This window comes from Nocardia sp. NPDC003726 (genome assembly GCF_053586955.1).
In genome coordinates this window covers 59,466-71,470 of sequence record NZ_JBSFNF010000026.1, presented here as the reverse complement: position 1 = coordinate 71,470, position 12,005 = coordinate 59,466, and the positions used below count along the sequence as shown (strand labels likewise).

The 12,005-nt window shown below is 69.6% G+C and carries 12 protein-coding genes and 1 tRNA gene; 8 read left to right on the top strand and 5 right to left on the bottom strand.

Translation table 11 applies throughout. The features are described from left to right. Positions 1 to 165: 165 nt before the first annotated feature. The gene (locus tag ACWDMM_RS27725) at positions 166 to 540 is read right to left on the bottom strand and encodes a hypothetical protein (RefSeq protein ID WP_195080595.1); all 375 of its coding nucleotides are present in this window, start codon (positions 538 to 540) and stop codon (positions 166 to 168) included. 141 nt (positions 541 to 681) lie between these two features. Here ACWDMM_RS27725 and ACWDMM_RS27720 point away from each other — a divergent pair, with 141 nt between their 5' ends. The 6 genes from ACWDMM_RS27720 (at position 682) to ACWDMM_RS27695 (ending at position 7,183) form a co-directional block, all read left to right on the top strand. Next, positions 682 to 1,083 carry a nuclear transport factor 2 family protein gene (locus ACWDMM_RS27720; protein ID WP_195080594.1) on the top strand — a complete coding sequence of 134 codons (402 nt, stop codon included), beginning with the start codon at positions 682 to 684 and terminating at the stop codon, positions 1,081 to 1,083. 314 nt (positions 1,084 to 1,397) lie between these two features. Then, a complete protein-coding gene (locus ACWDMM_RS27715) occupies positions 1,398 to 2,021 on the top strand; it encodes an Rv0361 family membrane protein (RefSeq protein ID WP_449940233.1) in 624 nt (207 codons plus the stop codon). A 145-nt stretch (positions 2,022 to 2,166) separates the two neighbouring features. Then, complete coding sequence (locus ACWDMM_RS27710) at positions 2,167 to 3,447, top strand: metallophosphoesterase family protein (protein ID WP_357296725.1); 1,281 nt, start codon at positions 2,167 to 2,169, stop codon at positions 3,445 to 3,447. 108 nt (positions 3,448 to 3,555) lie between these two features. Beyond that, positions 3,556 to 4,578, top strand: a complete 1,023-nt coding sequence (locus ACWDMM_RS27705; protein WP_449940230.1) for an iron ABC transporter substrate-binding protein — start codon at positions 3,556 to 3,558, stop codon at positions 4,576 to 4,578. Positions 4,579 to 4,580: 2 nt separating this feature from the next. Then, positions 4,581 to 6,134, top strand: a complete 1,554-nt coding sequence (locus tag ACWDMM_RS27700) for an ABC transporter permease (RefSeq protein ID WP_195080590.1) — start codon at positions 4,581 to 4,583, stop codon at positions 6,132 to 6,134. Then, positions 6,131 to 7,183 carry an ABC transporter ATP-binding protein gene (locus ACWDMM_RS27695; protein WP_449940227.1) on the top strand — a complete coding sequence of 351 codons (1,053 nt, stop codon included), beginning with the start codon at positions 6,131 to 6,133 and terminating at the stop codon, positions 7,181 to 7,183. The genes ACWDMM_RS27700 and ACWDMM_RS27695 overlap by 4 nt, the downstream gene beginning before the upstream one ends. A 70-nt stretch (positions 7,184 to 7,253) precedes the next feature. Here the strand turns inward: ACWDMM_RS27695 and ACWDMM_RS27690 are convergent. Beyond that, positions 7,254 to 7,328, bottom strand: a tRNA-Cys gene (locus ACWDMM_RS27690). A gap of 114 nt (positions 7,329 to 7,442) precedes the next feature. On the opposite strand from ACWDMM_RS27690, the gene ACWDMM_RS27685 reads away from it, so the two are divergent. Continuing rightward, positions 7,443 to 7,994 carry a MarR family winged helix-turn-helix transcriptional regulator gene (locus ACWDMM_RS27685; RefSeq protein ID WP_195080588.1) on the top strand — a complete coding sequence of 184 codons (552 nt, stop codon included), beginning with the start codon at positions 7,443 to 7,445 and terminating at the stop codon, positions 7,992 to 7,994. A gap of 224 nt (positions 7,995 to 8,218) precedes the next feature. After that, on the top strand, positions 8,219 to 9,160 hold the full coding sequence (locus ACWDMM_RS27680) for an Hsp70 family protein (protein ID WP_449940225.1): 942 nt from the start codon (positions 8,219 to 8,221) through the stop codon (positions 9,158 to 9,160). 37 nt (positions 9,161 to 9,197) lie between these two features. Here ACWDMM_RS27680 and ACWDMM_RS27675 read toward each other — a convergent pair whose 3' ends face one another. The 3 genes from ACWDMM_RS27675 to ACWDMM_RS27665 are packed head-to-tail and all read right to left on the bottom strand — an operon-like array spanning position 9,198 to position 11,984. Then, positions 9,198 to 10,025: an enoyl-CoA hydratase gene (locus ACWDMM_RS27675; protein ID WP_195080586.1), complete on the bottom strand. Its 828-nt coding sequence runs from the start codon at positions 10,023 to 10,025 to the stop codon at positions 9,198 to 9,200. Then, complete coding sequence (gene mmsB, locus ACWDMM_RS27670) at positions 10,026 to 10,919, bottom strand: 3-hydroxyisobutyrate dehydrogenase (RefSeq protein ID WP_195080585.1); 894 nt, start codon at positions 10,917 to 10,919, stop codon at positions 10,026 to 10,028. Then, positions 10,920 to 11,984, bottom strand: coding sequence for an enoyl-CoA hydratase/isomerase family protein (locus ACWDMM_RS27665; RefSeq protein ID WP_195080584.1), 1,065 nt, complete (start codon positions 11,982 to 11,984; stop codon positions 10,920 to 10,922). Between the last annotated feature and the right edge of the window lie 21 nt (positions 11,985 to 12,005).

The following is a 12,005-nucleotide window of genomic DNA, read 5'->3' as shown; positions in this document are numbered from 1 at the left end:
ACAACCGGGCCGGCAATCGACCGGACAACCCATTCGGGCCGCGAAGCCGGGAGCAGCAAACCGCACAGCACACGACACTGGCAGCGGTCGCGCGAATACCGGCAGAACCGGCGAATTCGCGGCAATGGATCGGGCCCGGCTCGCGCGACCTTTCCGCGCGGCCGATCAATCGGCTTCCGGTCCGGATTGTCCGGTATGACGCGGGCGCAGCGCGTACGCCGGGACCAATTGGTCGCGCACTTGCAGGTCCGGACGGCCGTCGGCGAACTGGATGCTGTAGTTCACCCGGCCCATCCAGTCGCCGTCGACGGTGGGCAGCCAGTGCGTCAGGGTTCCCGGACGCTCGCCGCGCATGATGACCCCGGCGCCGTTCACATGGCGCGGCGTCCCCGGATCGCGGACCAGGATCGCGTCCAGCCGCACCCAGACCGGCCGCGGCGGATAGGTCAGCGTCCGGTAGTAGTGGCCGGTTCGGTTCGGGTAGACCAGCTCGGGTTCCGTTCCCTCGGTTCGCGGCGTTTCATCGCTTATCGAACCCATGTTCGAATGTTAGCCGGACATATGCGGCAAGCACCAGGCAAACACAGCCCGAATCGGGCGGCATGACGACGGACACACTGCCGCCACGCCCCCGGATCTAGTATGTTCGTTCTAGAACGATCACACTAGAAGGAGTGCGACATGTCTACGAGATCCGAGGTCGTCAAGGGTTTCTACACCGCGACGCAGACCGGCGACGGACCGGCGATCCTGGCCCTGCTGCATCCGGAGTTCGAGGCGCGAACCGCACCGGGCCTGCCGTGCGGCGCGGGCGGCGTCTTCCACGGTCCGCTGGCGGTGATGGCGCGCGTCTGGGGCGCGGTCGCGCGAGAGTTCGACACCGCACCGTACGACGAGACCTGGCAGGAGACCACCGACGGCACCGTTGTGGTGACGGGGCGCTATCGCGGCGCGGCCCGTGCCACCGGCCGGGAGTACGAAGCCGAATTCGTGCACCTGTGGCAAGTCGACGACGACGGCCGCATCACGCGACTGCACCAGTACACCGACACCGCACGCTGGCATGCCGCCTTGGGTGCCTGAACAGCGCACCGCGATGCCCCCCTGCCTCCAGGCCGCGCGAACCGCAGGCCATTACGCCGAACCGGGGGACTTGCACTACTCGCGTGGTGCAGGCCGGGCGGACAAGGACACGGACGAGGCGCCGCGTGTCGCGCGCGCTGCGGGCCAGCCCGTTCGCAGGCTGGACACCCGGACCGCTCGCGCGCAACCGTCTTGTTCTCGGCGACATGGCCCGCCTCGTTCCGGCGGATGATCCGGCCCGGTTTGGTTTCCGGCCACCCGGGCACGCCTTTGCCGTAGCGATGCAGGCACCCGGGGGCAGACCGGAGGACGACATGGCTTATCCACCGGGCGGGCAACCGCCGGATGACCAACCACCGCAGCCGCCCCCTGGCTACCCACCGCCCGGACCAGGGCAACCCTTTCCGCCGCCGGGGCAACCTCCCCCTCCGCCCGGACCGGGCTATCCGCCACCCGGCTACCCGCCCTGGGGACCACCGCCGAAGAAGAGCCACACCGGCCTGATCGCGGGCTTGGTGGTCATAGTCGTGCTGGTGATCGCGGGCGCGGTGATCGCCGGATTCTTCTTGACCACTCGAGGCAAAGGCCCGCTCGCCTCGGACGAGAAGAGGATCGAGCTGGCGATCCGCGACTTCTACGAGACCCTGGACACCCGCGGCTTCCGCGCGGCGGCCGAACAGGCGTGCGTCCGCGAACGCGCCGCGTTCGAGGCGATGACCGAAAGCGAGAAGCGGGAATTCGACAGCACCTCGGTGTCGGTCACCATCGATAGGATCGACGACATCGTCGTCACCGGGGACACCGCGACCGCGAAGGTCAACGGCAAACTCACCGTCGCGGTGCCTGGCGAGCAACCCGATACCGAGACCAGCACGACCGAGCATCTGAAGAAAGAAGACGGCAAGTGGAAGGTCTGCTCCCAGGAGGGGACGCGCTGATCGCCTGCGCCCACGCATGAGTTGCTGCGGCCCCAGCCGCAGGACCGTCCTGCGCGCGTTCGGCCTCAGCGCACTGCTCCCCTTCGCCGTCAACACGAAACCTGCTCGGGCTCGACCGGATACGACTATCGCGACCGACCTGGAAGTGGTCACCGTCACCGACACCTCGGTGATCGTCACCTGGACCACGCTCGCGCCCGACCCGGCCGGTCGCCTGCTGCCCGTCGCCACCGACACCCAGGTGCGGATCGCTCCCGCCGACTCCCCGCGCGCACCGGCGCCGGTTTTCGCCGACGACCACCCCACACCCTTCCACTACGCCGAGATCGACGGCCTCGAACCGGGACGCGCCTACCGCTTCGAAGCCTGGTCGGCGGGCCTGCGCGCCACACCGGCGCTGTCGCTCACCACGGCCGACCCCGCCGCGCCGGAAGCACGCGGTGAGTTCACCACGCTGGTCCCGCCGCCCGGCCGCAGGCTGCGCACGGTGGCACTGGCCAACGACGTGCACTACGGCGAGCAGGTCAGCGGGCTGATCGTCGGCGACCTGCCGCCCGGCTTCCGGCAGGACCCCGGCCTCACGCCCTATCCCGAGGTGATGCTGGCCGCGATGCTGGACGACTTGCGCAGGCCCGACCGCGCGGCTGAACTCCTCGCGCTCGCGGGCGACCTCACGGCCGAAGCCTCCGAGCACGACATCCGCACGGTGCGCTCGCGCCTCGACGCCTGGGGCGAGTTCGGCGACGATTACCTGGCCGTGCGCGGCAACCACGACCGGCCGCACGTGGGTGGTGAATACGCCGGTTGCGCGCCCGCGCCCGCCGACCACCGCGACTGCTGGGCCGATGTCTTCTCCCCGCGGCAGGAACTGGTCGAACACGAGGTCGGCGGCCTGCGGGTATTGGGATTGGACACCAGCAGGCTCGACGGCGCGGGCGGGTCCATCGAGCGCCCGCAGTTCGATCACCTCGCCGAACGCCTGCGTGCCGACCCCGACCGGCCGACGCTGGTGTTCGGCCATCACCCGGTCACGGCGGAATCGGGGCTGACCAACCTCGCCGGACCGGGGTTCGTGCTCGACGGACGCGACAGCGCCGAGTTGCAGGCGCTCTACACTCGCAGTCCCGGGGTGTTCCTGCAGCACAGCGGCCACACCCACCGCAATCGCCGCACCAGGCCGGACGCGCCGTGCGCGGTGGAGTTCCTGGAGGTCGCCGCGGTCAAGGAGTATCCGGGCGGCTACAGCCTGCTGCGCCTCTACGAGGGCGGCTACATGGTGAATTTCTACAAGACCCGCACCGAGGACGCCCGGCGCTGGAGCGCGCTCACCCGCGGCGAGTACTTCGGACTGCAACCGGATTACACGCTGGGCACCTGCGCCGACCGCAATCACGTTGTGCCGCGCGACTTCTCGGGACTGGCGTGACGAACCGGGCGAATGCCGGCGGCTGCGGACATTCCCGCATGTCGGACGCGGTATCTTCCTTAGGTAAGCCTCAACATATGCACGGGTAGCGCGGTCGGAAGGACGAGGATGAAGCCGGTCAGATGGAAGACGATTGCCGCTGGATTGGTCCTCACCTTGACGGCGCTCGGCAGCACGGCTTGCTCGAATTCCTCCGACGACGCCAACGAGATCACCGTCTACAACGCGCAGCACGAGTCGCTCACCAAAGAGTGGGCCGAGGCGTTCACCAAGGAGACCGGCATCAAGGTGACGTTGCGCCAGGGCGGCGACACCGCGCTGGGCAACCAGCTGGTCGCCGAAGGCGCCGCCTCGCCTGCCGACGTCTTCCTCACCGAGAACTCCCCCGCCATGGCGCTGGTGGAGAACGCGGGCCTGTTCGCCGACGTGGACGCCGAGACCCTGGAGCAGGTGCCCGCGCAGTTCCGCCCGTCCACCGGCAAGTGGACCGGCGTCGCGGCGCGTTCGACGGTCTTCGTCTACAACAAGAACAAGGTCCAGCCCGGTCAGCTGCCCGCTTCGCTGCTGGATCTGGCGCAGCCGCAGTGGAAGGGGCGTTGGGGCGCGGGCGTCTCCGGCGCCGACTTCCAGGCGATCGTGGCGGCCATGCTGGCGCTGAAGGGCGAGGACGTCACCCGCGCCTGGCTGAAGGGCATGAAGGAGAACGCGACGCCGTTCCCGAACAACGTCGCCACCATGAAGGCGGTCAACTCCGGCAGCCCGGACGGCGGCGTCATCTACCACTACTACTGGTACCGCGATCAGGCGAACACCAAGGAGAGCAGCGCAGGCACCGCCCTGCACTACTTCAAGAACCAGGACCCGGGCGCCTTCGTCAGCGTCTCCGGCGGCGGCGTGCTGAAGGCCAGCAAGAAGCAGGAGGCGGCGCAGAAGTTCCTGGCGTTCATCGTCGGCAAGACCGGGCAAGAGGTGTTGCGCGACGGCGCGTCGCTGGAGTACCCGGTGGCCGCCGGTGTGGCCGCCAACCCGGCGCTGCCGCCGCTGGCCGACCTCCAAGCGCCCGCGGTCGATCCGTCCGAGCTGGACTCGAAGAAGGTCACCCAGCTGATGACCGAAGCGGGTCTGCTGTAGCCGTGGCACTGCGGACCGCTGTCGCCGCGCCCCGGGTCGGCAGGCCGGGGCCGGTGGTCACCTGCGTGGCGCTGCTGCTGGTCGCGGCGACGTTCGTGCCGCTCGGCTACATCGTTTCGACGTTGTTGTCCACCGGCCTCGATCAGGCGGCCGAGCTGGTGTTCCGTCCCAGAGTCGGTGAGCTGCTGCGCAACACGGCCGCGCTGGTGGTGTGCACCGTGCCGATCTGCGTGGCGCTCGGCGTCGGGCTGGCCTGGGTGGTCGAACGCACCGACGTGCCGGGGAAGTCGTGGTGGGGGCCGGTTTTCGCGGCGCCGCTCGCGGTCCCCGCCTTCGTCAACAGCTATGCGTGGGTGAGCGTCTTCCCCACCATGCACGGCCTGTGGGCGGGCGTGGTGATCTCGACGATGTCCTACTTCCCGCTGGTCTACCTGCCTGCGGCGGCCACGTTGCGCCGTCTCGACCCCGCGGTGGAGGAATCGGCGCGTGCCCTGGGATCGGGTCCGGTCGCGGTGTTCGCGCGGATCGTGCTGCCGCAGCTGCGCCTGGCGATCCTCGGTGGCGGGTTGCTCATCGGACTGCATCTGCTCGCCGAATACGGCGCCTTCGTGATGGTCCGGTTCGACACGTTCACCACGGCCATCTTCGAGCAGTACCAGTCCAGCTTCGCCGGGCCGGCCGGCAGCATGCTGGCCGGTGTGCTCGTGCTGTGCTGCCTGGCGCTGCTCGGGGCGGAGGCGGGGCTGCGCGGCCGGGCACGTTACGCGCGGATCGGCAGCGGTGCGCCGCGCGCGGCGACCCGCATCCGGTTGCGCGCCGGGACATTGCCGGTGCTGGCCGCGCTCGTCGCGGTGACGGCGGGCGCGCTGGGGGTGCCGCTGTGGACCATCGGTCGCTGGTTGCGCATCGGCGGCACGGCGGTGTGGGATCTCACCGACATCGGCAACGCGCTCGGGCAGACGATCGGCCTCGCGGCCGTCGCCGCACTGCTCACCACTCTGTGCGCGTTCCCGGTCGCGTGGATCGCGGTGCGTTCCACCTCGGCGTTCGCCCGGCTGATCGAGGGCGCCAACTACATCACCAGTTCGCTGCCGGGCATCGTGATCGCGCTGGCGATGGTGACCGTGACCATCCGGTGGGCGCCCGCGCTCTACCAGACGGCGGGCATGGTGATCGCCGCCTATCTCCTGCTGTTCCTGCCCCGCGCCCTGGTCAGCGTGCGGGCCGGGCTCGCCCAGGTGCCGGTCGGCCTGGAGGAGGCGTCCCGGTCGCTGGGCAAATCGGGGCCCGCGACGTTCTTCCTGGTCACGCTGCGTCTCGCGGCGCCTGCCGCGGCGGCGGCCGCCGCACTGGTGTTCGTCGCCGTGGCGACGGAGCTCACCGCGACCCTGCTGCTGGCGCCCAACGGAACCCGCACGCTGGCGATGCGGTTCTGGGGCCTGTCCGGCGAATTGGACTACGCGGGCGCAGCGCCGTACGCGCTGATCATGATCGTCGCCGCGGTGCCGGTGACCTACCTGCTGTTCACCAACTCGCGGAAGGCGGCCGGGATATGAGTCGCGTTGTCGTCGCCGATGTCTCGAAGACCTTCGGCCACACCCGGGTGCTCGGCGGGATCGACCTCGACGTGCCGGATCACACCGCGACCGCGGTGGTCGGGTCGTCCGGTTGCGGCAAGACCACGCTGCTCCGGGTGATCGCCGGATTCGAGTCGCCGGATACGGGTTCGGTGTCGATCGGATCGGAAACCGTTGTCGGCGAACGCGTCTCGGTTCCGCCGCAGCGCCGTAACATCGGTTACGTCGCCCAGGACGGCGCGCTGTTCCCGCACCTGACCGTCGGGCAGAACATCGCTTACGGGCTGCCCGGCCTGCGCCGCAACAGCCGCGGGCGGGTGCACGAACTGCTGGAGATGGTGTCGCTGGACGCGTCCTATGCCGACCGGCGGCCGCATCAGCTTTCCGGCGGCCAGCAGCAGCGCGTGGCCCTGGCTCGCGCGCTGGCGCGCAAACCGTCGGTGATGCTGCTGGACGAGCCGTTCAGCGCGCTGGACGCGGGCCTGCGCGCGACGACCAGGCAGGCGGTGGCCGACACGCTGCGCGAGGCGGGCATGACCAGCATCCTGGTGACGCACGACCAGGAGGAGGCGCTCAGTTTCGCCGAGCAGGTGGCGGTGATGCGGGAAGGGCGCTTCACTCAGGTGGGGACGCCGGAGGAGGTCTACGCCACGCCCAAGGACCTGTTCACCGCCCGGTTTCTCGGCGATTGCGTGCTGCTGGACGCGGTGGTGGAAGCCGACGTGGCCAAGTGCGCACTGGGCCGGATCCCGGTGCAGCGCGATGCCGCGAGCGGACCGGCGACGATCATGCTGCGCCCGGAACAGCTTGTCGCCCATGTTGCTTCGGAGAGCGAGACGGAAACCGGCCGGGTCCGCGCCGTCGACTTCCGCGGCGCCGATGTCATCCTGACCATCGAACTGGAAGGCACCGCCACGCCCATTCGGGTGCGCCGGGCCAGCGTCGCCGCCCCGGTATCCGGGCAGCGCGTGCGTCTGGAAGTGATCGGCTCGGCCGTGGCGTATTCCGAGCCGACCGGAGCCTCCTGAAACGAGCGCCCGGATTCGTCCCGGCCACGCTTCCCTCGGTGCTCGGCGTGCACCGAGCACCGAGGACTTTTGGAGCGAGCGGCGGGAATTGAACCCGCGTAAACGGCTTTGCAGACCGTTGCCTAAACCACTCAGCCACGCCCGCCTCGCCCTAGATAGTGCCCGCGGCCGGTCGCCGCGGCCTACCTTTACGCTCACGGTGATCCGAAGCCTGGCCGGATGCCCCCGCCCTCCTGCGACGGCATGGAATGATCGGAACATGTCTCGGCCACGCCCGCTTCCGAACGACCCGATCGAGGAGGCCCACCGCCAGTGGGTCGGCCACGGCTGGGGCGATGTCGCCGACGGCATGGCCGCGGTGACCTCGCTGGTCCGGGCTCAGCAAATCGTGATGGCGCGGGTGGACGAGGCGCTCAAACCCACGGGATTGACCTTCTCCCGCTACGAGCTGCTCATGCTGCTCAGTTTCAGCAAGACCGGGGCGCTGCCGATGGCGAAGGCCAGCGCCCGCTTGCAGGTGCACCCGACCAGCGTCACCAACACCGTCGACCGGCTGGAGGCGGCGAAACTCGTCGAGCGGGTGCCGCATCCCAGCGACCGGCGCGCTACCTTGATCGAAATCACCGACGCCGGACGGGAATTGGTGGCGAAGGCGACCGAGGAACTCAACGCCAAGGTCTTCGCACTGCCCGGACTTCCCCCGGAACGACTGCGCACCCTCCTGCAACTGCTCGCCGAATTCCGACACGCCGCGGGCGACTTCGACACCGCGGAGGGCACGGCGCGCTGGTCGGCCACGGCCACGGACTGATTCGGCGTACCGGTCGGTCGCATACACCTTTTGCCCGACCGCTGGGTGACATTCCGGCATCCAACCGGCGAATTACCGGGCATGCCGTCTTGGCAGCGGAACGGAAAAGGTCCACCATGGAGAACATGGTGCTGGTCTTGGGTGTATCGGCGGGCGCTGGCGGCGCCCACGCGATGCTGACACACTCCGATCAGCCGCACCTCCCCCCGATCGATAGCTGCGAAGTGCCGCGGCGAGCGGGTCGCGGCGTCGAGGAACCGGTCTTCGAGGCGATCCGCCGGATGAACGGCGCCGCCGACCGCAGGGACGAGCTGATCTCGGGCACGGCGGTGACCTGCCGCTGCCCGCTGCACGCCGAGGCCATCCGCGCGGGCATCGGCCGCCGGGACGTGACCATCGTCGACGAACCGCTCGCCCAGCTGCGCTACCTGCGCTTCACCGGCCAACTGCCCGACAGCGGCTCGGTGATCCTCTACGACCTGGGCAGCTCGGGGCTGACCATCACCCACGCCGACTGCCGCACCGACACCATCCTGTCCAGCAAACGCAGCACGGTGCTCGGCGGCGACGGCTACGACACGCTGTTGCGCTGGCGCTTGGCCCGCGACGGCGTGCTCACCGACGCGACCACCGTCCGGCGCCATCGCGAAGAGCTGAGCGAGGCAAGGGTGGTCACCGCGATCGACGACGGCACCGGCGACAGAGCCGTTCTGACCCGCAGCGACCTGGCCGAATTGTGCGCGGCGGGCATTCATCACTCGGTGTCGTTCGTGCGGCAGATCATCGACGAGACCGGCGTGCGACCGGAGGCCATGGTGCTGCTCGGCGGCTGCACCCGCAGTCCCAGCATTCGCGCCGAGCTGGCCGAACTGATCGATCTGCCGATCGTCTACGACCCCGAACCCGACTTCGTCTCCGCGCGCGGCGCCGTGCTGCTCGCCGCCGAACGCAGGGGCGGCGAGGTCAGGATGGCCAGGCTGCGCGCCGGAGCCACCCTGGTTCCGGCCACCGTCGACCGGCGCAAACTCATCGCGGCGGCTGCGGTCACCATCGCATTGGGCGCCACGATCGCCGGACTGCTCGCCACCGGCGACAACGCTCCCCCGCCGGAGGGGAACAAGGTGCCCGCGGAGATCGTCGCCCCCACCTTGGGACCCACCGGATAACCCGCCCGGCCCGGAAATACGGCCGGGCGGGACCCCGTCAGCGGTTGGTGAACTTCGCCGGACGCTTCTCCACGAAGGCGCTCATGCCTTCCTTCTGGTCCTCGATCGCGAACAGCGAGTGGAAGACCCGCCGTTCGAACCGCAGGCCCTCGGCGAGCGTGGTCTCGAACGAGCGGTTCACCGCTTCCTTGGCGATCATGGTGACCGGCAACGACATCCCCGCGATGGTCTCCGCGACCTCGAGCGCCGTGTCGAGCAGCTGCGCGGCGGGAACGATGCGCGAGACCAACCCGGCCCGCTCGGCCTCTTCGGCGTCCATATTGCGGCCGGTGAGCACCAGATCCATCGCCTTGGCCTTGCCGATCGCGCGGGTCAGGCGCTGCGAGCCGCCGATGCCGGGGATGACGCCGAGCTTGATCTCCGGCTGGCCGAACTTCGCGGTGTCGGCCGCGAGCAGGATGTCGCAGATCATCGCCAGCTCACAACCGCCGCCGAGCGCGTATCCCGCGACCGCGGCGATGGTGGGCTTGCGGAACTGCGCCAGCCGGTCCCAGCGGGCGAAGTAGTCGTTCATGAACATGTCCATGTACGACTTGGGCTGCATCTCCTTGATGTCGGCGCCCGCCGCGAAGGCCCGCTCCGAACCGGTGATCACGATGGCGCCGATCTCGTCGTCGTGCTCGAGCTCGTCGAGCGCGGCGATGACGTCGTCGAGGACCTGCGCGTTCAGCGCGTTCAGCGCCTTCGGGCGGTTCAGCGTGATCCAGCCGACCCGGCCCTTGCGTTCCAGCAGAATCGTCTCGAACTCACGCCCACCCGTCACCCGGCCGCCGCCCCCCACGGAATCGCTTCGCGATGCGTCCATTTATGCACCCTCTTTGTCGGAACGGTTACGGATATCGGTGACGATAGCCGAGAAGTCCCGCCCGGCATCCGTCTGGTTGAAGCGGTCGTAGATCGTCGCGGCGAGCAAACCGAGCTGCCCGTCGACGTTGTTCTCCCGCAACGCGTTCGCGGCCAGGCCCAGGTCCTTCGACATGAGCGCCGTCGCGAAACCGGGCTGGTAGTCGTTGTTGGCCGGACTGGTCGGCACCGGGCCCGGCACCGGGCAGTAGCTGGTCAGCGCCCAGCTCTGGCCGGAAGCGGTGGAGACCACGTCGAAGAACGACTGATGACTCAGGCCCAGCTTCTCGCCGAGCACCAGCGACTCCGACAGCGCGATCATCGACACGCCCAGCAGCATGTTGTTGCAGATCTTCGCCGCCTGGCCCACGCCGGAGCCGCCGCAGTGCACGACCTTGCCGCCCATCACCTCGAGCACCGGCAGCGCGGCGGCGAAGTCCTCGGCCGCACCGCCGACCATGAAGGTCAGCGTGCCCGCCGCCGCGCCGGCCACGCCGCCGGAAACCGGTGCGTCCAGCGCGCGGTGCCCGGCGGCGGTGGCGCGTTCGGCCGCGGCCTTGGCGTCGGCCACGTCGATGGTGGAGCAGTCGATGAACAAGGTGCCGGGCGCGGCGGCCGGCAGCAGTTCGGCGTACACGTCCAGGACGAGTTTGCCGTTGGGCAGCATGGTGATCACGGTCTCGGCCGCGGCGGCCTCGGCGGCCGAACCGACCACGAGCGCGCCGTCGCGCTCGGCCTGGTCCCGCGCCGCGGGCACCGGGTCGAAGGCGAGCACCTCGTAGCCGGCCCGCACCAGGTTCGCCGCCATCGGACCGCCCATGTGGCCGAGGCCGAGGAAACCGATTCGCTTGCTCATCTACGCCACCTCCGGGGTCCGCAGACCCAGCTCTCGATCGCCCAACTCGGCGAAGTATGCGTCTACCTGCGCATCCGTGACCTCCGCCAGGGTCGCGGGCGACCATTTCGGAGCACGGTCCTTGTCGATCACCTGGGCGCGAATGCCCTCGACCAGATCATGGGAGGACAGCGACGCGATGGACACCCGGTACTCCTCGTTCAGCACCGCCTCCAGGCTCGGCGCGGTGCGTGCCGCCCGCAGCGAGCGCAGCGTGACCTTCAGCGCGACCGGGGATTTCGCCAGGATCTCGGTGGCCGCCGCCCGCGCCTCCTGCGCGTCGTGCGCTTGCAGCCGCGCGACGATCTCCTCCACGGAGTCGGCTGCGTAGCAGGCATCGATCCAGTCCTGCCCTGCGGCCAGCGCGGAGTCCGGCGCGTCGGTGGCGAACTTGGCGATCGCGATGTCGGCGCTCTCGGTGCGCAGCGTCTCCAGCAGGGCGGGCAGATGCTCGGAAGCGACGAAATAGTCGGCGAAGCCAGCGGCGATGGCGTCGCCCGCGCTCATCCGGGCGGTGGTCAGCGCCACGTGCGTGCCGATCTCGCCCGGCGTCCGCGCGAGCAGGTAGGTGCCGCCGACGTCAGGGACGAACCCGATGCCGACCTCGGGCATGCCGATCTTCGACCGCTCGGTGACGATGCGGTGGCTGCCGTGCCCGGAGAGCCCCACGCCGCCGCCCATCACGATGCCGTCCATGACCACCACGTACGGCTTGGGGTAGCGCCCGATCAAGGCGTTGAGGACGTACTCGTCGCGCCAGAACCGCCCGGTGGCCGAATCCGCGGTGTTCGCGCCGCTTTTCGCGTCGGCGTGAATGGCGACGATGTCGCCGCCCGCGCATAGGCCGCGCTCCCCCGCGCCGGTGACCACGACGGTGCGCACCGCGTCGTCCTCGGCCCACTCGCGCAGCGCCTCGGTGATGGCCAGTGCCATCGAGTGGTTCAGGGCGTTGATGGCCTTGGGCCGGTTCAGCGTGATCAGGCCGAGCCCGTCACGCCGTTCGAGAAGGACCTCTCGGTCGCTCATGCTCTGTCCTTTCCGGCGCGA

Bases quoted from the DNA above. Each gene is read 5' to 3' on its own strand.
- ACWDMM_RS27705 (WP_449940230.1), top strand. From the start codon at position 3,556: ATGAAGCCGGTCAGATGGAAGACGATTGCCGCTGGATTGGTCCTCACC.
- ACWDMM_RS27715 (WP_449940233.1), top strand. From the start codon at position 1,398: ATGGCTTATCCACCGGGCGGGCAACCGCCGGATGACCAACCACCGCAG.
- ACWDMM_RS27720 (WP_195080594.1), top strand. From the start codon at position 682: ATGTCTACGAGATCCGAGGTCGTCAAGGGTTTCTACACCGCGACGCAG.
- ACWDMM_RS27725 (WP_195080595.1), bottom strand. From the start codon at position 540: ATGGGTTCGATAAGCGATGAAACGCCGCGAACCGAGGGAACGGAACCC.
- ACWDMM_RS27665 (WP_195080584.1), bottom strand. From the start codon at position 11,984: ATGAGCGACCGAGAGGTCCTTCTCGAACGGCGTGACGGGCTCGGCCTG.
- mmsB (WP_195080585.1), bottom strand. From the start codon at position 10,919: ATGAGCAAGCGAATCGGTTTCCTCGGCCTCGGCCACATGGGCGGTCCG.
- ACWDMM_RS27675 (WP_195080586.1), bottom strand. From the start codon at position 10,025: ATGGACGCATCGCGAAGCGATTCCGTGGGGGGCGGCGGCCGGGTGACG.
- ACWDMM_RS27685 (WP_195080588.1), top strand. From the start codon at position 7,443: ATGTCTCGGCCACGCCCGCTTCCGAACGACCCGATCGAGGAGGCCCAC.
- ACWDMM_RS27695 (WP_449940227.1), top strand. From the start codon at position 6,131: ATGAGTCGCGTTGTCGTCGCCGATGTCTCGAAGACCTTCGGCCACACC.